The sequence below is a fragment of the Stenotrophomonas sp. GD03877 genome (genome assembly GCF_029840555.1).
In the GTDB taxonomy this organism is placed as follows: domain Bacteria; phylum Pseudomonadota; class Gammaproteobacteria; order Xanthomonadales; family Xanthomonadaceae; genus Stenotrophomonas; species Stenotrophomonas geniculata.
This window is the reverse complement of record NZ_JAOCCT010000004.1, coordinates 100,228-121,370: the sequence shown is the minus strand read 5'-3', so window position 1 is coordinate 121,370 and position 21,143 is coordinate 100,228. Positions and strand designations below refer to the sequence as shown.

General features: G+C 65.6%; 21 protein-coding genes. 7 read left to right on the top strand and 14 right to left on the bottom strand.

Going from position 1 to position 21,143, the window contains the following annotated elements:
* Nucleotides 1-258: 258 nt before the first annotated feature.
* Nucleotides 259-819: a fasciclin domain-containing protein gene (locus tag N5D20_RS04185; RefSeq protein WP_043395883.1), complete on the top strand. Its 561-nt coding sequence runs from the start codon at nucleotides 259-261 to the stop codon at nucleotides 817-819.
* Between the two features lie 96 nt (nucleotides 820-915).
* Here the strand turns inward: N5D20_RS04185 and N5D20_RS04180 are convergent, their stop codons facing one another.
* Together N5D20_RS04180 and N5D20_RS04175 are read right to left on the bottom strand one after the other, a co-directional pair.
* Complete coding sequence (locus N5D20_RS04180; RefSeq protein ID WP_010485683.1) at nucleotides 916-1,128, bottom strand: hypothetical protein; 213 nt, start codon at nucleotides 1,126-1,128, stop codon at nucleotides 916-918.
* Nucleotides 1,129-1,234: 106 nt separating this feature from the next.
* A complete protein-coding gene (locus N5D20_RS04175) occupies nucleotides 1,235-2,416 on the bottom strand; it encodes a serine hydrolase domain-containing protein (RefSeq protein ID WP_191851441.1) in 1,182 nt (393 codons plus the stop codon).
* Between the two features lie 294 nt (nucleotides 2,417-2,710).
* Here N5D20_RS04175 and N5D20_RS04170 point away from each other — a divergent pair, with 294 nt between their 5' ends.
* Nucleotides 2,711-3,958 (top strand): arsenic transporter, encoded by a 1,248-nt coding sequence (locus N5D20_RS04170; RefSeq protein WP_279914354.1) that lies wholly within the window; start codon nucleotides 2,711-2,713, stop codon nucleotides 3,956-3,958.
* A gap of 24 nt (nucleotides 3,959-3,982) precedes the next feature.
* Here N5D20_RS04170 and N5D20_RS04165 read toward each other — a convergent pair whose 3' ends face one another.
* From N5D20_RS04165 to N5D20_RS04145, 5 genes are all read right to left on the bottom strand, one after another.
* Nucleotides 3,983-5,416: a porin gene (locus N5D20_RS04165; protein WP_019337720.1), complete on the bottom strand. Its 1,434-nt coding sequence runs from the start codon at nucleotides 5,414-5,416 to the stop codon at nucleotides 3,983-3,985.
* A 134-nt stretch (nucleotides 5,417-5,550) separates the two neighbouring features.
* Nucleotides 5,551-6,327: an ABC transporter permease gene (locus tag N5D20_RS04160; RefSeq protein WP_005409726.1), complete on the bottom strand. Its 777-nt coding sequence runs from the start codon at nucleotides 6,325-6,327 to the stop codon at nucleotides 5,551-5,553.
* The gene (locus N5D20_RS04155) at nucleotides 6,311-7,144 is read right to left on the bottom strand and encodes an ABC transporter ATP-binding protein (protein ID WP_005416613.1); all 834 of its coding nucleotides are present in this window, start codon (nucleotides 7,142-7,144) and stop codon (nucleotides 6,311-6,313) included. Before N5D20_RS04155 ends, N5D20_RS04160 begins: the two co-directional genes overlap by 17 nt.
* Before the next feature lie 14 nt (nucleotides 7,145-7,158).
* On the bottom strand, nucleotides 7,159-8,217 hold the full coding sequence (locus N5D20_RS04150) for an ABC transporter substrate-binding protein (protein WP_049409879.1): 1,059 nt from the start codon (nucleotides 8,215-8,217) through the stop codon (nucleotides 7,159-7,161).
* A gap of 75 nt (nucleotides 8,218-8,292) precedes the next feature.
* Nucleotides 8,293-9,414, bottom strand: coding sequence for a 4-oxalomesaconate tautomerase (locus N5D20_RS04145; protein WP_279914353.1), 1,122 nt, complete (start codon nucleotides 9,412-9,414; stop codon nucleotides 8,293-8,295).
* Nucleotides 9,415-9,523: 109 nt separating this feature from the next.
* Between N5D20_RS04145 and N5D20_RS04140 the strand changes: the two genes are divergently transcribed.
* Nucleotides 9,524-10,426 (top strand): LysR family transcriptional regulator, encoded by a 903-nt coding sequence (locus N5D20_RS04140; RefSeq protein ID WP_010485668.1) that lies wholly within the window; start codon nucleotides 9,524-9,526, stop codon nucleotides 10,424-10,426.
* A gap of 61 nt (nucleotides 10,427-10,487) precedes the next feature.
* On the opposite strand, the gene N5D20_RS04135 is transcribed toward N5D20_RS04140, so the two are convergent.
* The 3 genes from N5D20_RS04135 to N5D20_RS04125 form a co-directional block, all read right to left on the bottom strand.
* Nucleotides 10,488-10,868: a hypothetical protein gene (locus N5D20_RS04135; protein ID WP_019337724.1), complete on the bottom strand. Its 381-nt coding sequence runs from the start codon at nucleotides 10,866-10,868 to the stop codon at nucleotides 10,488-10,490.
* Between the two features lie 276 nt (nucleotides 10,869-11,144).
* On the bottom strand, nucleotides 11,145-12,029 hold the full coding sequence (locus N5D20_RS04130) for a methylenetetrahydrofolate reductase (protein ID WP_241872787.1): 885 nt from the start codon (nucleotides 12,027-12,029) through the stop codon (nucleotides 11,145-11,147).
* A complete protein-coding gene (locus N5D20_RS04125) occupies nucleotides 12,029-12,943 on the bottom strand; it encodes a LysR family transcriptional regulator (RefSeq protein WP_010485658.1) in 915 nt (304 codons plus the stop codon). Before N5D20_RS04125 ends, N5D20_RS04130 begins: the two co-directional genes overlap by 1 nt.
* Before the next feature lie 75 nt (nucleotides 12,944-13,018).
* Between N5D20_RS04125 and msuE the strand changes: the two genes are divergently transcribed.
* The 3 genes from msuE to N5D20_RS04110 are packed head-to-tail and all read left to right on the top strand — an operon-like array spanning nucleotide 13,019 to nucleotide 15,714.
* Nucleotides 13,019-13,606 (top strand): FMN reductase, encoded by a 588-nt coding sequence (msuE, locus tag N5D20_RS04120; protein ID WP_279914352.1) that lies wholly within the window; start codon nucleotides 13,019-13,021, stop codon nucleotides 13,604-13,606.
* Nucleotides 13,607-13,662: 56 nt separating this feature from the next.
* On the top strand, nucleotides 13,663-14,640 hold the full coding sequence (locus N5D20_RS04115) for a DUF1852 domain-containing protein (protein ID WP_054171777.1): 978 nt from the start codon (nucleotides 13,663-13,665) through the stop codon (nucleotides 14,638-14,640).
* A gap of 39 nt (nucleotides 14,641-14,679) precedes the next feature.
* Entirely contained in the window at nucleotides 14,680-15,714 is a 1,035-nt protein-coding gene (locus tag N5D20_RS04110) for a methionine synthase (protein WP_049455201.1), read from the top strand.
* Here N5D20_RS04110 and N5D20_RS04105 read toward each other — a convergent pair.
* The 4 genes from N5D20_RS04105 to N5D20_RS04090 form a co-directional block, all read right to left on the bottom strand.
* A complete protein-coding gene (locus N5D20_RS04105; RefSeq protein WP_279914351.1) occupies nucleotides 15,671-16,240 on the bottom strand; it encodes a hypothetical protein in 570 nt (189 codons plus the stop codon). The two genes, N5D20_RS04110 and N5D20_RS04105, sit on opposite strands and share 44 nt — an antisense overlap.
* Nucleotides 16,241-16,318: 78 nt before the next feature.
* Nucleotides 16,319-17,134, bottom strand: a complete 816-nt coding sequence (locus tag N5D20_RS04100) for a trypsin-like serine protease (RefSeq protein WP_057504109.1) — start codon at nucleotides 17,132-17,134, stop codon at nucleotides 16,319-16,321.
* 134 nt (nucleotides 17,135-17,268) lie between these two features.
* Entirely contained in the window at nucleotides 17,269-17,580 is a 312-nt protein-coding gene (locus N5D20_RS04095) for an excalibur calcium-binding domain-containing protein (RefSeq protein WP_100050059.1), read from the bottom strand.
* A 130-nt stretch (nucleotides 17,581-17,710) separates the two neighbouring features.
* Nucleotides 17,711-18,715 (bottom strand): PHB depolymerase family esterase, encoded by a 1,005-nt coding sequence (locus N5D20_RS04090; RefSeq protein WP_279914350.1) that lies wholly within the window; start codon nucleotides 18,713-18,715, stop codon nucleotides 17,711-17,713.
* Between the two features lie 221 nt (nucleotides 18,716-18,936).
* On the opposite strand from N5D20_RS04090, the gene N5D20_RS04085 reads away from it, so the two are divergent.
* Nucleotides 18,937-21,111 (top strand): TonB-dependent receptor, encoded by a 2,175-nt coding sequence (locus tag N5D20_RS04085; protein WP_279914363.1) that lies wholly within the window; start codon nucleotides 18,937-18,939, stop codon nucleotides 21,109-21,111.
* Nucleotides 21,112-21,143: the final 32 nt, after the last annotated feature.

Below are 21,143 nucleotides of genomic sequence, written 5' to 3'. Positions count from 1 at the left end.
CTTGCTTTTCAAGCCTGCCAGGACAAACACGCGGCAAAGAAGGCAGCCTCCCGGACCCTGGATCCCCGTCCGACTGGTAGCGCTACCATCGCGTTGCAGCGGAGAGTAATCACCGAGGTTCGCCGTTGTCACCATGCAGCGCAGCAAAACCGGCAGCGCGCGAAACAGCTGCTGACTCGGCCGTTGCTGCATCCGGTCACGCTCGCCCGCCGTAGGAAAGATGCCCGCGCTTGCGGGTCATCCAGAAAGGAACGCACCGTGAACGCTCTTCAGCGCATCGCCGCCGCAGTCGGCTTCGCCGTACTCGTTTCGTCCGGCTCCTCAGTTTTCGCCGCCAACACCGTCATCGTGGGCGGGGCAGAAATGTACCCCACCAGGACCATCGTCGAGAACGCCGTCAATTCCAAGGATCACACCACGCTCGTTGCAGCGGTCAAAGCAGCCGGCCTGGTCGACACCCTCAACGGCACCGGGCCCTTCACTGTTTTCGCGCCCACCAATGCGGCCTTCGAAAAACTGCCTGCAGGCACTGTCGATACGCTGGTGAAGCCGGAAAACAAGGCACGGTTGACCCGGATCCTGACCTACCACGTCGTCCCGGGCAGCTACAGTTCGGCCCAGCTTCTGGCCGATGCCCGCAAGCACGGCGGCAAGGCCACCCTGAAGACCGTACAGGGTGAGCCTCTCACCGTGGCGCTCCACGATGGCAAGCTCTGGGTGATCGATGCAGAGGGTGGCAAGGCAGGCATCAGCGTTGCCGATGTCAGCCAGTCCAACGGCGTCATCCACGTGGTCGACACCGTGCTGATGCCCAAGTAAGCGTCCTCATGCAACGGGCATCCGGCGCGATGCCCGTTGCCCGGGCCGGTCATTCCGCCGTCAGCATGCGGATGCCCGGCCGGCATGGCGCAGTGGCTACCACACCGGTCCCAGCAGCTTCGTCACTTCGGCCTCCAGTTTCTGTGCGGCCTCGTCCTGGGAGGCGACCTTGATGCACAACCCCGACTGTGCCGGTCCCGGCACCAGCTGGTAGCGGTTGATGGTGCCGCCACCTTCACCGTCCAGCGCTACCCGCGCCACTACCGTTCGGCCATTGGCGTGGAAGGTCCAGTCCTGATAATCAAACATGCTTCAGTAGGTGTGCGGCCAAGATGTCATCCCACTTTAGGCGGCACGACAGTGAAGAACGCTCCAGGAAGATGTTCAGCGCGCGTGGACATGATGGCGACAGGGCCTATTGCAGTGTCCGCGCCAACTGCAGGACATCGGCGAAGAAGGAGGGATAGTCGTCCTGTGGAGCGCTGTGGGTCTCGCGCCGGTGGATCAGGCGCACTGCGACGACACGCTGTTCCGGAATGATCATCATGTATTGGCCCAGGTAGCCGTTGGCGGCGAAGCCGACGACCGGCCCCCGTGTGATGTCGTAGAGATCGGCAAGCTTCAGCCCTCGCCCGGAGATCTGGCTGCCGTAACGCTGCGACCAGTCCGCGCCCAACTGATCGGCAAGGAAGGCCACCAGCGCGCTGCGGCTTTCGAATGCACGCCCTGCACTGGCCTGCAGTGCGCGCTGCACGTCGTCGTCCACCCTCCTTTGCACCAGCAGATCCTGTAGCCGGGGCTTGAGCTGGTAGCGTTCCCAGGCCGGTACCCGCCACCACAGCAGCCCAACATCTGGCGCACGGGCGCTTTCGGTCGTCATCAACGCGACCGACTGCTCACTCAGGAGACGTTTGCCATCCGGCGCCACGCCTCCTTCCAGCAACAGTTGCCCGATGGCGGCAAGATCGGCCGCGCGCAGGGACAGCCCGGCCATGCCCAGCGGGGTGCCTGCCTCATCCTTCATCCAGGTGTAGTGGGCAATGCCCAGGGGCTTGAAAAGACGCGCGTCCACATAGGCATCCAGCGGCTCGCCTGCCAGGCGCTCGACAATACCGGGCAGCAGGTTGGTGGCCTTGTTGTTGTAGGAGAACACGGTACCCGGGGCATCGCTCAGCTCGGCGGCCAGTGCCAGCCTGACCAGGTCCGGGGCCCCTTCCAGCTCTTCGCCCGCGTTCGCCACGTTCTGCAGGCCCGAGGTATGGTCCAGCAGCATGCGCACGGTAATGGCGCTCTTCCTGCCCTGCTTCCATTCGGGATAGATCTGGCTGACCGGCGTATCGATCGAAGCCAGCTTTCCTTCGTCCAGCAGCAACGCAATGGCGAGCGCGACGACCGACTTGGTGGCCGACATCAGGTGAACCGATTCCTGCCCCGCGGCGGGCTTCAGCTCAAGCAGCGTTTCCCGGTCGTGCATCACCAGGACCGCATCGGAATGCGCGGCGCGCGCGTTGCGCTCGATCGCGGCAAGGGCTTCGGCACGCGTCGCCGCTTGGGTGGGCCCGGCGATGCCGAACACCAGGGCCAGGGCGCAGGACAACCAGCAGGATCTTGGCATCGCAATCTCGTCCAATGAGCGTGTGTGCAGTTTGACTACATGTGTAGTCAAACTGCAGTGCCTGAAGTCATGCCGCGCTTGAGTGCTGAAGGTGGGCTGGGCGCCGCCCCGGCCCACCTGCAGCGCGGTCGACTGCAGCGGTCGCCATGCCGCGCCGCACGGTATGATGCGGCGACCCGGAACCTGCGATGATTGCAGCGGCCGCCCATCCGCTGATCGCGCGCGCCAGGACCCCCTGCGCCGGGGTCGCTGCCGGTGCCGCTGAAGCCCCACTCCATGCTCGCCCCCCAAGCCCCCCTCGTGATCTGGGCAGCGGTCGCCGTTGCCACCATCGGCCTGCTGTTCCGTCCTTTCCGCATCCCCGAATATGTGTGGGCGTTGTGCGCTGCCGCCCTCTTGCCGTTGCTGGGCGCGGTGTCGCTGCACACCGCATGGGGCGCGGTGGCCGAAGGCCGCGACGTCTACCTCTTCCTGGTCGGCATGATGATGCTGGCCGAACTGGCGCGGCGCGAAGGCCTGTTCGATTGGGTGGCGTTGTACGCGGTCCGGCATGCGGGCGGATCCGGGCGACGCCTGTTCGACCTGGTATTCCTGGTCGGCACGCTGGTGACGGTGTTCCTGTCCAACGATGCAACGGCCGTGGTGCTGACCCCAGCGGTCTACGCCGCCTGCAAGGCGGCGCGCGCCAATCCCCTGCCCTACCTGTTCGTCTGTGCATTCATCGCCAATGCGGCCAGCTTCGTGCTGCCCATTTCCAATCCGGCCAACCTGGTGGTGTACGGCCAGCACATGCCGCCGCTGCTGCAGTGGCTGGCGCAGTTCGCGCTGCCGTCGGCGGCGGCGATCGGTGCCACCTACCTGGTCCTGCGCTGGGTGCACCGGCGCGAGATCGCCCAGCCGCTGGTGGCCGCGCCGGCGCATCGCCCGTTGACCGACGGCGGCCGGCTGAGCGCACTGGGCGTGCTGTTCACCGGCACCGTGTTACTGGTCACGTCCGCCTTGAACGGGCCATTGGGCCTGACCACGTTCTGCGCGGGCACGCTGACTGTGGCGGTGGTGGCGATCCGTCAGCGGCGCAGCCCGCTGCCACTGCTGCGCCACGTGTCCTGGGGCGTGCTGCCGCTGGTGGCGGGACTGTTCGTGCTGGTGGAAGCGGTGGCGCAGACCGGTGTCATCCAGAGCGCGGCCAGCGCCCTGCAGGCCCTGGCGCAGGCATCTCCCCGCCAGGCCAGCTGGCTGGCCGGTGGCGCGGCCGCGCTGCTGAGCAACGTGGCCAACAATCTGCCGGTCGGCCTGGCCGCCGGTTCGCTGGGGCAGATGGCCGACCTGCCGGCGCAGACCCGTGCCGCATTGCTGGTCGGCGTGGATCTGGGGCCCAACCTGTCGGTCACCGGTTCGCTGGCGACGATGCTGTGGCTGGTGGCGCTGCGCCGCGAGGGCGAGCATGTCAGCGCGCTCGACTTCCTGCGTGTCGGCGCGCTGGTGATGCCGCCGGCGTTGATCGGAGCATTGCTGCTGCTCTGATCGGCGCGCGAGCGGCATGCGCTTCTAGAAGGCCACCTGCAGGCGGGTATTGAAGGTGGTGCCTTCATCCCTGCCCTGGCCGGTGCCGCTGCGGTTGCGGGTCTGCCAACGGATCGCCTCGAACATCACGCGGCTGAAGTCGTTGAGATACCAGTTCGCACCCAGCGTCCACGCGTGGCCGGTACCGCCACTGGGCAGCTCGGCATAGTCCACATCCTCGTAGCGCCCCTTCAGTTCCCATGCCCCGGCGCCGCCGCGGGTGACAGGATCGGCCACCTTGACCCGGCCCCAGGTGCCGGCCTTGCCCGAATAGGCCGGCCTTGCACCGGCCAGGAACCAGCCAGCCGAAATCGCCCAGGCCTGGTGGTCCAGATCGTAGCGCCCGCTGGCGTCGGCCCCGCGCAGGTTGCGCGTACCCCATTCGCCGGTCGCCCAGGCCGGCCCGAAGAAGCCTGCCAGTTCCGCGCCATGGGCCGTGCTGCGCTCGGCGCCCAGCAGTGTGCCCGGCGCGATCTTGACCAGGTCGTTGAAGTGCCCCGCGATGGCCGAACTGCGGACGACGCCGCTGGCGCCTGCGGCGATCTCCTCATGGAAGGCCCAGGCCCCCAGGTGCACCGTGACCGCTTCGTTGGCCACCGGGTTCCAATGCACGCGCGTGGCCCAGGTCTGGCTGTCGTTGTCGGTGCCGGTGTTGTTGAGATCGTTGCCGGCCACCGACAGGCTGGCATGCCAGTCCTTGCCGTACACGCGCTCGGTCAGGCCGACACCGAACAGGCCGCGCTGCGGCAGCATCAGCGTGCCGACCACGTTGCGGTCCTGGAACGGCGTGTTGGACGTGCTGCTGGAGCCGTCGATACCCCGGTCGTTGAGGCGGTTGCCCACGGTCAGGTCGGCCGGCAGCCCGAACAGGCGGTGGTCCACGGTGGCGTAGACCGACTTCCACGCCACCGCGTTGTCGGCGAAGTCACCTTCCACCGCCCAGCCGAGGATGCCGTAGCGGCCTTCGGCGCCCAACCGCACCGAACGGATCTCGGTACCGGAGATGTTGCGGTCACTCACTGAGGACCCATCGGTGCTGGATGCGTCGACGAACAGGCGTCCGCGCGGACGGAACACCACGCTGCCATCGGCACTGCTGAATTCCGGTGCGCCCTTGGACCAGGTGACCTTGGGCGCCTTGGCCTGGCTGGATTCCAGTGCGGCAATGCGGGTGTCCAGCGCGGGAGCCTGCGTTGCGACCGCCGCGCCGGAAGTGCCGCGCCCGCCCTCCACGGCACGCAGGCGCGCCTCCAACTGCTGGATCTGCAGCGCCTGCTGCTGCACCAGGCGTGAGAGTTCGGCCTGGCTCAGTGGTGCGGGAGGGGACGAAACAGCCTGGGCGCCAACATGGCCACTGGCCAACAGCAGGCCAAGCGCGACCGGCAGCACTGCCAGCGGCAGCACGGTGGAATGATTCATGGGCTCTCTCTCCGGCCAGCCGGCCCCCTGGCCCGGCGCTGGCCTGTTGCGGTGGTGCGGGGGAAGATCGGGGGAGGAAGTGCGCGCCGCCGGATCGGTCCGGCGGCGCGGCGGGCCGGCTCAGCGCGGCCGGTTCAGCTGGTGGCCTGTGCCTGGGCGTTGGGACGCCAGGTGATCAGCTTGTTCTCGACCACGTCCAGCAGGGCGTCGATGACCAGCACGAAGGCGGCCAGGATGATGATGCCGGCGAACACGCCCACGGCATTGAAGTTGCCCTCGGCCTGCGCGATCAGGTAACCCAGGCCCGCCGAGGCCCCGAGGTACTCACCGATGATCGCGCCGACCACCGCGAAGCCCACCGAGGTGCGCAGCGAGGACAGGATCCAGCTGGCTGCTGCAGGGAAGTAGACATGGCGCAGCAGGTCGCTACGGCTTGCGCCCAGGATGCGGGCATTGGCCAGCACCACCGGATTCACCTCGCGCACGCCCTGCATGGCATTAAAGAACGTGGTGAAGAACACCAAGGTGACCGCCAGCGCCACCTTCGACCACAGGCCCAGCCCCAGCCACAACACGAAAATCGGCGCCAGCACTACGCGCGGAATTGCGTTGAAGCCTTTGATGAAGGGGTCGAGGATGCGCGCCGAGCGTCGGCTCAGGCCCAGCCACACGCCGCCAGCTACACCCAGGCCGGTGCCAATGATGTAGCCCAGCGCGGTTTCGGTCAGGGTGATGTAGACGTGCTGGTAGAACGAGGTGTCGGACAACCAGGTCCAGGCCTGCTGCACGATCGCTGTCGGCGAAGGGAAGAAGAACGGATCGATCACGCCCAGCGCGATACCGCCTTCCCAGCCGCCGAACACGGCGACCACCAGGGCCAGCTGGATGAACTTGTCAGTCTTGGCGTGCATAGCTCTTCTCCACTTCGCCGCGCAGGCAGGCCCAGATGTCGCGGTACAGGTCGGTGAAACGGTCATCCAGCTTGATCTCGGCCACATTGCGCGGACGCTCCAGATCCACGTCGAAACTGCGCACCACGCGGCTCGCCGGGCCGGAGGACAGCACCACCACGCGGTCACCCAGCGCGATTGCTTCTTCCAGGTCATGGGTAATCAGGATCACCGAGCGCCGGTCCTCCTGCCACAGGCGCAGCAGCTCGTTCTGCATCAGGTGCCGGGTGTGGATGTCCAGCGCCGAGAACGGTTCATCCATCAGGATCACCTTCGGCTCGACGATCAGCGCCTGCGCCATCTGCACACGCTTGCGCTGGCCACCGGACAGCTGGTGGGGGTAGCGATGCTCGAAACCGGCCAGGCCGACCTTGGCCAGCCACGCGTTGGCCTTGGCCTTGCGTTCGGCTTCGGGCACGCCGCGGAAGCGCAGGCCGAGTTCAACATTCTGGTAAGCCGTCTTCCACGGCAGCAGCGCATCCTGCTGGAACAGGTAGCCGACCGACTCCTGCACACCGCTGACGGCGCGGCCGTCGATGCTGACCTGCCCGGAAGACGGCTTCAGCAGACCCGCCACGGAATTGAGGATGGTGCTCTTGCCGCAGCCGGTCGGGCCGACGATGGCAAGGAACTCGCCGTCACCCACCTGGATGTCGACATCACGCACGGCGGTGAATTCGCCGAAGGACATGGTCACCTTGTTGAGGGCGACCATGGTCTGTGCAGGCTCCAGCTGCGGCGCGCCGTTGAGCTGGCGCACGGTGGCATTGAGGGCCATGGGGTTACCTCCGCTTACGGTTGGGCCGCCGGCGCCGCAGCGTTGGCACGCTCGACGAAGGCATTGGTGTAGGTCCTGGACAGATCGATGTTGGCCTTGGCCACATCCGTGTTGAACTCGCGCAGCACCTTCAGTGGGGTTTCCAGGTCGGCCGGCGTGAAGTGACCGTCCCGGGTAAAGATCGCGCGGGCGTTCTCCACCGCGCGGGCATAGGTGGCGCGGTCGCCGGAGACGTAGCTGTCCGGCAGGGCCGCGACGATCTCCTCGGCGCTGTTGTCGGCGATGAACTTCAGCGCCATCTGCTCGGCCCGGGCAATCTTCGCGGCCGCCTCCGGTCGCTTGTCCAGGAAGCTCTGGTTGGCGTACATCACCGAGGTCGGGTACAGGCCGCCATAGACCTGGCGGGCGCCGTCATCGCTGCGCGCGTCGAGGAGGATCTTCCCGACCTTGCGCTCGGTGATCAGGGTGGCGGCCGGGTCGTAGTTGACCAGCAGGTCGATCTTGCCCTGCTCCAGCGCGGCGACCGCCGCAGCACCGGAGCCGACGCCGATCAGCGAGATGCTGTCGGCCGGAATATCATGCTGGGCGAGGAAGTGACGGACGAAGAAGTCTGACGAGGAGCCCGGTGCGGTAATGCCGACCTTCTGCCCCTTGATGGTCTCCGGGCGGGCCGGATCGAAGGTGGCATCCTCTCGGCCGGCCATCACCAGACCGGAGTTACGCGAGAGCAGCACGAAGGCCACCACGTCCTTGCCCTTGGCCTGCATCTGGATGGTGTGGTCGTAGAAGCCGACGGCCACGTCGGTGGAATTGGCCACCAGCGCCTGCAGTACCTTGGAGCCGCCCTGGGCGAAGTTCTCGGTCTTCACTTCGAGACCGACATCCTTGAAATAGCCCTTTGCGTCGGCGATGAAGAACGGCAGGTTGTTGAGGTTGTAGGAGCCGACGCTGATGCGTACCGGTGCATTGTCACCACCGCCGGCGGATGCGCCTTCGGTGCGCCCGCTGTTGCTGCATCCGGCCGCGGCCAGACCAGCCGCGCACAGCGCGGCCATCAAGAACTGCTTGTACATCATCCCTCCCAGGAGTGAAGCATCTACGTTGTAATGGCGGGCATGCGTGTCTACGCCGGCCCGTCCGGGTTCAGATCATGCCGCTGACGTCCATTGGCGGGCTTGGGTGGCACTGGCCGTGGTGGGCGCGGGCGAAGTCGCGTACACGCGCCCCTCGAACAAGCGGCGCGCGGTGCGGACCACGCTGGCAATCACCGGCGAATCGCCCGAGCTGCGACTGAGGCCCACCTCCAGGGCCCCGCTCGGATGTTCGAGGGTAATGCGGCCGGGAACGGACAGGCATCCGACCAAAGTGTGGGCCAGCGTGCCCGGCGTAACGGCGGCGGTGGCCAGGCCAACGGCACCGGTAATGGCCAGCGCGGTGTGGCATTGATGCGGCATGAAATAGCGCACCTGCAGATCGCCCCCATGTTGCGGCGCCGACAGCAGCACCGGCTTCGGAATGACCTTGTTGCCGGCGTCGGCGATGCCCATGCGGGCGCCCGCCTCGATGCGCAGCGCTTCCAGCCGGCGCATGAATACCGCGTCCGCGTTCAGTTCGGCGGGCGGGGCATCGCCGCGCACGCCCAGGTCTTCGGCACGCACCAGCATCATCGGCATCGCGCAGTCCACCAGGCTGACCGGCACGCCATCGATGGTCTCCTGCGCGTGCCCGCTGGGCAGCAGCTTGCCGGTGCGGGCACCTGCCGCATCAAGGAAGGAGAGCCTGACCGGCGAAGCCGAGCCCGGCGCGCCGGCAATGCGCGTGTCACCTCGGTACACCACGTTGCCGCCGGGCGTTTCCACCGTGGCGATGATCAACTTGCCGGTGTTGACGTTGTGGATGCGCACTTCGGTCTGCGGATCCTGCGCCTGCACCAGCCCACGCTCGATGGCATACGGGCCTACGGCCGCCAGCATGTTGCCGCAGTTGGGCGAGGTATCCACCACCTGCTGCTCTACCCGTACCTGGGCGAACAGGTAGTCGACATCGGCGTCCGGACGGCTGGAGCGGTCGATGATCGCCACCTTGCTGGTCAGCGCGTTGCCTCCGCCGATGCCATCGATCTGCAGCGGATGCCCCGATCCCATCACTTCCAGCAGCAGGCGATCGCGTTCGGCGGTGTCCGCCGGCAGGTCGCTGGCCAGGAAGAACGGGCCCTTGGAGGTACCGCCGCGCATGAGAACGCAGGGAATGCTGAGCAGATCGTTGGACATACGTGTGCTAGATTGATGCGTGTAGGGGATGAATGACCCCTCTGTGATTCGATACTGGCATGACCCCAATTGATCTGTGAATTGCTGATTTTTGGATGATTGATACCCAATGAGCATCAATTGCGAAATCCTGGATCTGCGTGCGTTCCTGCTGGTGTCGGAGACCCGCAGCTTCCATCGCGCCGCGGAAATCCTGCACGTCTCCCAGCCAGCACTCAGCCGGCGTATCCAGAAACTGGAACAGGCGGTGGGGTCGCCGCTGCTGGAGCGCACCACGCGCAGCGTCAGTACCACCGCTGTCGGCGAGAACCTGCTGCCGCTGGTGCGCCGCATGCTGGAGGAATTCGATGGATCACTGTTCTCGCTGCGCGGCCGCGAAGACACCCGCGGCGCGACAGTGACCATCGCCTGCCTGCCGACGGCGGCGTTCTACTTCCTGCCCAGCGTGATGGCGCGTTTCCACGAAGCGCACCCGAACGTGCGCTTCCGCATTCTGGATATCCCGGCCACGGAGGGTCTGCAGGCAGTGGAACGTGGCGAAGTGGAGTTCGGCATCAACTTCATGGGCGCCAACGATCCGAATCTCGATTTCGACGTACTGGCAGAGGACCCGTTCGTGCTGGCGTGCCGTCGCGATCATCCGCTGGCGCGCAAGCGCAAGGTGGAATGGGCCGACCTGGCCGAGCACCAGTTGATCACCGTGCATCGCACCAGCGGCAACCGCACGCTGCTGGATGGTGCGCTGGCGCGCGAGAACCTCAAGTTGAGCTGGCACTACGAAGTGACCCACCTGTCGACGTCACTGGGCATGGTCGAGGCGGGCATCGGGGTGTCGGTGCTGCCGAAGATGGCTACGCCAGATGGGGATCACCCCACCCTGGTGACGCGCGCGATCGGCAACCCGGTGGTGTCACGCACGATCGGCATCGTCCGCCGCCGCGGCGCCCTGCTCTCGCCCACGGCGGAGCGATTCCTGCAGATGCTGATGAGCCAGTGGCGCGGGGAGGCGTGAGCAGCCCCGCAGTTCACGCACCCATCCGTTCCGGCACACTGGGCGCTGACAGGGTCGCCCTTCATGACGAGGCCGCGAAGATCGACGCAATACCTGCAAGCGATCCCACGGCCACCCATGAGAGCGTGGCGAATGCAGTCAGCAGTACCTTCCGGTGGACGGCCTGCGCTTCGTTCTGGGCCTCCGACCGTCGCGCATAGGGCCTGGAGAAACCCAGCAGTTCGCCGGTGACAGTCAACACCCCCATCAGGATCAGTGCGGTCACGCAGAAGCCGAACATGGAGCCTATGAAGGCCAAATGGCGGGTGTCGCCGATAGCCGGCTGAGTCCCGGCCAGGGCTTCCACAAGTTGCCCCGTCCACCGGGCGGGCAGCCAAGCCAGGGCTGCGACAATGCCGAAGTGACTGGCCACGTTGATCCAGAACCAGGATGTGGTCTTCATGACGTCAGCGTTTCCGGTGTTGGCCAGTGGCGGGCATCGTGACGCCTGCGCCAGCCCCGCGCAACGCTGCATGGGGAAGCCAGCCAGCGGCCGGCACTACCAGGTCAATCAGCCTGCGGTTTCCAGCCCCTTGCCTGCCGCATCCATCCGCAACGAGGCCAGGTACCGGCAGTACTTGCCGACGAACATGAGCGGCCCCTTGGTGAGCGGTGGCGAGGGGCCCTCGCCTTGGCGCTCACTATTCGCTTCCGCCCCAATGGCGACCAGTGACAGCTGTCAGTCTTCGTGGACTACGCCGCGCGCACCGCGAACACGCTGCCGGTACTGCTCGATCCACTCCAGCGAGGGCGCGACACCGCCGAACGGGAACAGGTGCGGACTGACTTGGCCATGCGCGCTGGTCAACCCCTTCACCAGGCGATCGACGAACACCTCCGGCCCCGCCGTTCCGAGCAGGCGGCCGATCGAGATGCCATACCGGGCGAGCATCGATGCACTGGCGCCTACGCCGCACATCGCCGCATAACGCAGCAAGCGGGTGATGCTGGCCGGACCCGGCACACCGACCAGCACCGGAACGGTGATGCCACGCGTGCGCAGTGCATCCAGCCAGGTCAGCACGGTATCGGCATCGAACGCGAACTGGGTGACGATCAAGGGGGCCATGCCGCGTGCTTCGATGCGCTGGCATTTGTGTTGAAGCGCCTGCCAGCGTTCGTCACTGCTCATTACCGGATGGCCTTCCGGATGCCCGCCGATGGCGGCGACCTTGATACCGTGTCGCTCCAGAAGACCGGTCTCGATGATCGACGCGCTGTCTGCAAATGGTCCGATGGGCGTGGCCAGGTCACCCGCGATCAGCAGGCAACGCGCGACCCCGGCTTCGCCGGCGGCACGTTCCAGGAAGCGTTCAAGCGCTGCGTGTGACCCGATACGCCGGGCGGAGAGATGCGGCATCGGCTCGAAGCCGAGCTCGCGCACCGCGCATGCGGCGGCCAGGCGTGCGTCGTCGTCCTCGCTGGCCAGCCAGGGAATGGAGATGATTGTGCCGCGCGGTATGCGGGCCGCCTCGGCGCGCAGCGCAGGCATGGCTTTCGCGCTGACTTCCAGTGAAAAGGCGTTGATGAAGGCGTCCGCCCGCAGTGACATGCCTGCCGACATCAACGCGCCCCGCCCACATTGCCGGCAAGCGGCGAGCTGTTACGGGCCAGCTCGATGAAGGCCTGGAGGTAGTCGATACCGGTATCGGCCTCGCGCGCGCCCAGGTAGATCTGCTTGGGAATGCCCTTGGCGCCCAGGCGCACCGGCACGACGTCCATGCGCGCGGCGTACTCCTCCACCAGCCAGCGCGGCATGGCGGCCACGCCGCGGCCGCTGGCCACCATCTGCATCATGATGTCGGTGGTTTCAATGGCCTTGTGGCGCCGCGGCGTGATGCCGGCCGGCAGCAGGAACTGGTTGTAGATGTCCAGGCGCTCGAACGGCACCGGGTAGCTGATCAGCACTTCCTGGCCGAGCTGGCGCGGCTTTACGTAGTCCACCTTGGCCAGGGCGTGGTTGCTGGCCACCACCAGCACCTGCTCGTAGTCGAACACGGGAATGAACTTCAGGCCTGGCTTCAGCAGCGGGTCGGGGGTGACCAGCAGGTCGATCTCGTAGCCGAACAAGGCGCCGATACCGCCGAACTGGAATTTCTGCTTGACGTCCACATCCACATCCGGCCACGCGGCCAGATACGGCGAGACGATCTTCAGCAGCCACTGGTAGCAGGGATGGCATTCCATGCCGATGCGCAGCGCACCGCGCTCGCCCTGGGCGAACTGGCCCAGTCGTTCCTCGGCCAGGTCCAGCTGCGGCAGCACGCGGTTGGCGACTGCCAGCAGGTATTGCCCGGCCTGGGTCAGCCGCAGGCTGCGGCCTTCGCGCAGCCACACATCGGTGCCGAGCTGCTGCTCCAGCTTTTTCATGCTGTGGCTCAGGGCTGACTGGGTCAGGTTGAGCACGCCGGCCGCGGCGGTGAGCGAGCCCTGCTGCTCGACCTGCTGCACGATGCTGAGGTGGATCCGTTCCAGCATGACGATGAATCTCGCTCATGGATTGGTGAAGTAATACCATTTTACGTCATGGAAGGCACTGACTAGGATCGGGTCATGCTTTCACCTGCCCCCCCCCTTCGAATCGTCGCCGTCTCCGGCGGATTGCAACGCCCTTCCAGGGCCGCCACGCTGGCCGAGCATCTGCTGGACCTGATCGGCGAGGACATCCATTGCGAGCAACGCCTGATCGAACTGGGTGAGCTGGCGCCGCAGCTGGCCGGCGCACTGTGGCGCTCACAGTTGCCCGACGCTGTGGAGCGGCAGCTGGTTGCTGTTGAACAGGCCGACGTACTGGTGGTGGCAACGCCGGTCTACCGCGGTTCGTACACGGGGCTGTTCAAGCACTTCTTCGACTTCATCCACCAGGACGCACTGGTCGACACCCCCATCCTTCTGGCCGCCACCGGTGGCAGCGAGCGCCACTCGCTGGTGATCGACCATCAGCTGCGCCCGCTCTTCAGCTTCTTCCAGGCGCGCACCCTGCCATTGGGTGTCTACGCCACCGATCGCGATTTCGCCGACGGCCGCGTGCACAGCGACGCCCTGATCGAGCGGGCGCGACTGGCGGTACGGCGGGCCATGCCGCTGCTGGCGCTGCCCCGCCATCGTGCCACCGCCCTTGAGGCCGCCGCAGCGCTTTGAATGCCGGATGCCCTCGCCCGCATCCGGATGCCACCCCGCAACACGGAACGCCGCCCATGACGACCGACACCTTCACCTTCAGCATCACGCGCATCCCCTTCAACGAGGACTACCAGCCCGCCGATGGCACGCGCATCACCACCAATTTCGCCAATCTGGCGCGCGGCGCATCCCGGCAGGAGAACCTGCGCAACACGATCAGCATGATCAACAACCGCTTCAACGATCTGGCGCACTGGGACAACCCGAGCGCGGATCGCTATGCGGTCGAGCTGGACATCATCTCGGTGGAGATGCACATCGACGGCAGCGATGGCAGTGATCCGTTCCCGTTGATCGAGGTCCTGCGCCCAACCATTGTCGACACGCAGACCGGTGCGCGTACCGAGGGTATCGTCGGCAACAACTTCTCGTCCTACGTGCGCGACTACGATTTCAGCGTGGTGCTGCCGGCCAGCAACGAGGGCAAGGCCACCTTCGGCATTCCGGAAGGCTTTGGCGACCTGCATGGCAAGCTGTTCAAGCACTTCCTGGAGTCTGACGCCTACCGTGCCAACTTCAGCAAGGGGCCGGTGATCTGCATCAGCGTATCCAGCAGCAAGACCTACCACCGCACCGAGAACCACCATCCGATCCTGGGCGTGGAATACCGCCAGGGCGAGTTCTCTCCCACTGACCAGTATTTCGACAAGATGGGCCTGCAGGTGCGCTACTTCATGCCACCGGGCAGCGTGGCGCCGCTTGCCTTCTACTTCCAGGGCGACCTGCTGGGGGATTACTCGAATCTGGAACTGATCGGCACCATCAGCACGATGGAAGCGTTCCAGAAGATCTACCGCCCGGAGATCTACAACGCCAACTCCGTGGCCGGCAAGGTCTACCAGCCCAGCCTGAAGCACCAGGACTATTCGTCCACCCGCATCGTCTACGACCGCGAAGAGCGCAGCCAGCTGGCGGTCAAGCAGGGCAAGTTCACCGAAGAACACTTCATCAAGCCGTATCGCGCCGTGCTTGAGCAGTGGGCTGCCCGCTGATCCATCGATTTTACATCCGCCCCCAGGAAACAAGACGCAATGTCGACGAAGAAACTGCTCCCTACCTCCACCGCCGGCAGCCTGCCCAAGCCGTCCTGGCTGGCAGAACCCGAAAAGCTCTGGTCGCCCTGGAAGCTGCAGGACGAAGGCCTGACTGAAGGCAAGCAGGATGCCCTGCGCCTGTCCCTGCAGGAACAGCAGCATGCCGGCATCGATATCGTCAGCGACGGCGAGCAGACCCGGCAGCACTTCGTCACCACCTTCATCGAACACCTCAGCGGCGTTGATTTCGAGAAGCGCGAGACCGTGCGCATCCGCAACCGCTACGATGCCAGCGTGCCGACCGTAGTCGGCGCAGTGAGCCGTCCGAAGCCGGTGTTCGTGGAGGATGCGAAGTTCCTGCGCCGGCAGACCACGCAGCCGATCAAGTGGGCACTGCCTGGCCCGATGACGATGATCGACACGCTGTACGACGCGCACTACAAGAGCCGTGAGAAGCTGGCCTGGGAATTCGCGAAGATCCTCAACGAGGAAGCAAAGGAGCTGGAAGCCGCTGGCGTGGACATCATCCAGTTCGACGAGCCGGCCTTCAACGTGTTCTTCGACGAAGTGAACGACTGGGGCGTAGCCGCGTTGGAGCGTGCGATCGAAGGACTGAAGTGCGAGACCGCCGTGCACATCTGCTACGGCTACGGCATCAAGGCCAACACCGACTGGAAGCAGACGCTGGGGTCGGAATGGCGGCAGTATGAAGAGTCGTTCCCCAAGCTGCAGACCTCCAACCTCGACATCATCTCGCTGGAATGCCACAACTCGCACGTACCGATCGACCTGATCGAGCTGGTGCGTGGCAAGAAAGTGATGGTGGGCGCCATCGACGTGGCGTCCAGCACGGTGGAGACCGCCGATGAAGTAGCCAACACCCTGCGCAAGGCCCTGCAGTTCGTGGATGCCGACAAGCTTTACCCGAGCACCAACTGCGGCATGGCGCCGCTGGCCCGTGAAGTGGCACGGGGCAAGCTGCGTGCGCTCAGCGAAGGGGCCCGGATCGTGCGTGAGGAGCTTTCGGTGTAGCCCTGGCTGGAGATGTGTTCCCGTTTCGGGGCGAGGAGGATGGAATCTGGCCGGGTACAGACCAGGCTCCACCTCGTCCCTGCACCTCGGGCCTGGCGGCCATCATGCGCGGCCTTGGTGTCAGCGCTTCCTTGATCCTCCCCATCTCCCCTGCCCCGGCTTCAGCCAGGCGCCGGGCCTGCTGCCGCTGCTCCCGCGTCAGCACCTGCGAGGGCACGGCGCCCGCGCCGGGCGCAACAGCCACCAACCGCGCCACCGCATCGCGCAGAGGCAACTGCGGGCAGAGCCGTGCAGCACACCAGCGCTCGGCGTAGCGCTTGGCCTGACGGGCGCTGGCGGCGGACACGACCTTGGCCTGTGACATCTTGCGTGCGTCCAGATACAGGCGGAACCCGAGCACGGCATGCGGCACGATACTGGCCACCGAACGGCCGTTCCACCACAGATCCCAGCGCTCACCGCTCTGCGCCCAGCCGGATGGCCGGGAGGCGGTCACGCACGCAGGAAATTTGAACGAAGAGGCCATGGCGGAAAGGATACGAACACCCGTCGCATGACTTGAGACCGGGCGAACACCTGCGCGGAAGGCCGCCCGGATGCACTATTAACGTGACGCGTCACGCTCGATGATGCTTTCGATCCAGTTGAGGTAGCGGGACACGCGGACGTTGTAAACCACCTGGCCATAGAAGCCCGCCTCTAGCGCATGCTCGGGAACGGCGGTGATCCAGGAGCCGAGGCCCACCAGCTGCCAGGTCCCTTCCTTACTGATCAGCAGCGGGCCGCCGCTGTCGCCGTTGCCGAGCACGCCCTCAAGGGGAAGGCCCTGCGGAGGTGGATCGAACCGGTACCAGAGATAGCGCGTGTTGCCGCCGGTGATCGCGTTGCAGGCTCGCCGCAGCGTCGTACGATGCGACCCGCCGGGCGCCAGCCCCACGGCACCGTTGCCGGTGGCGCCTTTCCCTATCAGGGAGGCGACCTGCGTGACCTCGTCGGCGCCACGGTAGAGTGCAACCGGCGGCACACCGCTCACCGGGGCGGCAAGTCTGATCAGTGCAATGTCGTCCGACGCTGCCAGAAACGCATGGATTTTCGATGCGCTCCCGGTTGCCATCGCTTCCTTGCCCAGCGCCTCGGGCATCCTCCGGTAGCCGGGGTGCAGGAAGACACGCTCGACGCCGTAGCCCTTCCCATCGATGGTGATCGTGGCATCCATCCCCTCCATCGGCGCGGCATGCGCGGCAGTCAGCACCCACTGCGGTGCGATCAGGACGCCGTGCCCCTCGCCCGGCATGTCTGCCAGTGCCGGGAACACCGATGCGTCGATCCGGTACCTGGCATCGTCAACATCATCGCGGATGACCACGGCACCGGCGGCGAACGGGAGCGTGGCCAATGCCAGGAAAATCCAGCGGTTCATGATTGCTTTCATCCTTGCAGTTCAATCACAACAGCCTAGGGGATATCCCTGCAATACGGGGAGATCGTGCGACCACTCCCGGCGATGGCCGACGAACCCGGGGAAACGGGAGTTGAAGCCAGGTGGGCCATGCCCTACCTGCGGCCCCGATAGGGTTCGCAGCCCACGCCGTCATTGTCACGATCGAGGTGCGGGCCATACCCCGGATCACCACGCCGTACCGGCGCAACCCCGGCGGCGCGGGCCTCCGCGCAGTTGGCAAATGCCCGGGAACCGCGCGCGGGGGCGGGGGCGAAACTGCTGCGCGGAGTGTCGACGTATCGAGGGGCGGCTGGAGCGCCTCGATGGCAGTGATACTCACCCGTTTTCCGGTTGGTGTGGCAACCCTGCTTGTCGAGCCCGCCCGGATGCGCGAGCACATTGGCGGACAGTGCCAGTGCGAGCATGCCGGATGCAGCCAATACGATGGAATCTCGGCGCCGGGTATCCATGCCTTCCCCCTGTCAGGCAATCCTGCCAAAGGGAAGGCTAGCATGGTGTCTCGACCGCCAGGCTTGACGCTGCAGCGGCGACCACTCAGCGCTGGTAGTCCTTCAGGAACAGCCAGGTGATCAGCGTGGCATCCGGCCCCTTCGGGTCGGTGAATGGCAGGCCCGACTGGCTGCCGCTCCAGGCATGCCCCATGCCCTGCACCACATAGTGCTGGACCAGCGTCCTGCCGCCGTACGCGTAGGTGTCGACGGTATACGCGCGGCCGCCCGGCACCTGGCCGTGATAGGTGCTGGTCGGCACGCACTTCACCGAATCGTTGTCCATGCCGTCGTCGGCCAGGTCATTGGTCTGCAGGAACTGGCGCACGGCCTGCTGCCCGTTCGCCGGGTTGACGGTGAGGTCGGCGCTGCCATGGAACACCAGCACCGGCAGCGGTCGCGGCGACGGCGAACCCGAACACTGCCATGCCAGGCGACCGTTGCTGTCCGGCGAGTAGATGCTGCCGGCCAACAGTGCGTAGGCGCTGCCGGAAATCGTGGTCGCGCCCTTGAACATGCCACCGGAATGGATGGCACCTGCGGCGAACACGTCCGAATAGCAGCCCAGCATGATCGAGGTCATCGCGCCGCCCGCCGAAATGCCGGTGACGTACACGCGATGCGGATCAACGCTGTAAGCCGCCTTCACTTTGTCCACGATGCCGGCCAGGAGCGAGGGCTCGCCACTGTCGCGTGCCTGGTTGATCGGCAGCTGCCAGTTCCAGCAGCGGGCCGGATTGGAGGTGACGTTCTGCCGCGGGTAGACCACGATGAAGCCTTGGGTGTCGGCCACATCGTTGAAGCCCGAGGCCTCGCCCATCAGGTTCGGCCCGGTCACGCAGCCGTGCAGGACCAGCAGCAGGGGCAGCGGTTGTGTGTCGTCGTAGCCGGCGGGCACCCACACCTGGTATTCGCGGGCGCCGAACAGATTGCCGTACAGGCCAATGTCCCAATGCCCGGCCGGGCCTGCGGCAACGGCGCTGCCCGCTATCGCCAGCCAACTGCACAGCATCAGCAGTACAACCTTGATCGAATCGATTCCGGATTTCATGGCCAGATCCTCATGCGTGAGTCGTGGATGAAGGGGTACCGGGATGCGCTTCCGGCTGGGGGCGCGCCCATTTTCCGCATCCGGCGGCCGCTGCCGACTGGACCTAGGTCCACTCGCCGCTGCCCGATGACACCGCTAGCCTTGGCTGCAGGGGTGGCAATGGGCCATCTGCAAGCACCTGCCTGGGGGAGGACCGAATGAAACGGAATTGTTTGAGTCTCATGATCGGCGCGCTGCTGGCCTCCGGGCCGGTACTGGCACAGGAAGCGCCCCAGGCCACGCCGACGGTGGGCAGGACTGCATCACCCACCAATCTGGACAGCATCAAGGTCACCGCACGCAAGCGCGAGGAAACCCTGCAGGAGGTGCCGGTTGCCGTCACTGCGTTTACCTCCGAGGCGCTGGACAAGATGAATGTCCAGGACATCAGCGACCTGGATGCGCAGGTGCCCAACCTGACCATCTACGCTGCCCGCGGCGCCAGCAGCACGGTCACCGCCTACATCCGTGGCATCGGCCAGTCCGATCCCACCTGGGGCGCCGATCCGGGCGTGGGCATCTACCTGGACGACGTCTATATCGCGCGTCCGCAGGGTGCGCTGCTGGATGTGTTCGATGTCTCTCGCATCGAGGTGCTGCGCGGCCCGCAGGGCACGCTGTATGGCAAGAACACCATCGGCGGCGCGATCAAGTACATCTCGCGCGGCCTGCCCACCCAGACCGAGGGCTTCGCCCAGATCACCGTGGGCAACTACAGCCAGCTGGATGCGAAGGCGGCCATCGGTGGCCCGATCGGCGGTGCCGACAGCGGCCTGCGCGCCCGTGTGGCGGTGGCCAGCATGAACCACGACGGGTTTGGCGAGAACACCTTCAACGGCCAGCCGGTCAGCGACAAGCAGATCAACGCGGCACGCCTGAACCTGGGCGCGTATGCGGGCGATGACTTCGACGTGCAGTTCGCACTGGACTGGATCGACGATCAGTCCGGCATGCGCGGCTCGAAGATGCTGGCGCCCAATCCGTTCCTGCGTGCCTACCCGCCGATGGACAGCCGCTATGACATCCGCTCGGGCATGCGCAACCTCAACAACGTGGAGAGCAAGGGCGCCTCGGCCACGGTGAACTGGCGGCCGAACGAAGACATCGCACTGAAGTACGTGATCGCCAAGCGTGAATCGGACAGCGAGGCCAACATCGACTTCGATACCGCGCCGGTCAAGCTCGCCGACGTGGGTGGCACCTACCACGACGACCAGGTCAGCAACGAAGTGCAGTTGAACTACGATGCCGGCGGCCGGGTGCGCGGCGTGGTCGGCCTGTACCAGTTCAGCGGCGAAGCTGGCGGGCAGATCCAGAACAACTACTTCAGTGCGCAGTTCGCCGACAACCAGGGCAAGGTGCTGACCGACAGCATCGCGCTGTACGCGGACTGGACCTTCGACCTGACCAGCAGACTGAAGCTCGATGTCGGCGCCCGCTACACCGACGAGGACAAGCGCGCGATCGTGCTGAACCGCCTCTACGCCGACCCGGGCTTCAGTCGGCCGGCGGCGGTGACCGCCGATTTCGACAAGAAGACCAACTTCAAGAACGTCTCGCCCAAGGTCTCGCTGGACTACCAGATCACCCCGGACATCATGGTCTATGGCCTGGCGACGCGTGGCTTCAAGTCCGGTGGCTACAACATCCGCGCCAACGCGGTGGCGGTACCGCGCTCGGCGGAGCCGTTCGATGACGAGACCGTGGACAGCTACGAAGTCGGCAGCAAGATGGCCTTCCTCGACCAGCGCCTGTTCCTGAACCTGTCGGCGTTCTACAACAAGTACAAGGACATTCAGCTGTCGGTGTTCACCGGCCTGGATACCAACGGCGATGGCATCGACGATTCCTTCTTCGGCGACTTCACCAACGCCGGCGCCGGTACCGTCAAAGGCCTGGAAGTCGAGTATCAGTACCTGCCCAGCCAGCACTGGCTGATTTCCGGAAACCTGGCATGGCTGGATACCAAGTACGACGAGTACATGGACCGTGGCATCAACGTGGCCAGGCAGATGAAGTTCACCAATGCCCCGGAATTCTCTGGTGCGTTCAACGTGGAATACCGCACCGACCTGGCCAACGGCAGCAACCTGTCGGCACGGGTGAGCTACAGTTACCAGAGCGAAGTGTGGCCGACCACCGACCTCAGCCCGGTGATCCGACAGCAGGGTTACGGGCTGGTCAATGCCGGCGTCATCTGGCGCCTGGATGACGCGTGGACCTTCTCGCTGCAGGGCACCAACCTGGCCGACAAGGAATACCGCACCACCGGCTACAACATCCCGGCGGTCGGCACGCTGATTGGCTTCTATGGCCCACCACGCGAATATAGCCTCAGCGTCCGTTACGATTTCTAGCGCATCCGTTACGATCTTCAGGAAGCTTCTGC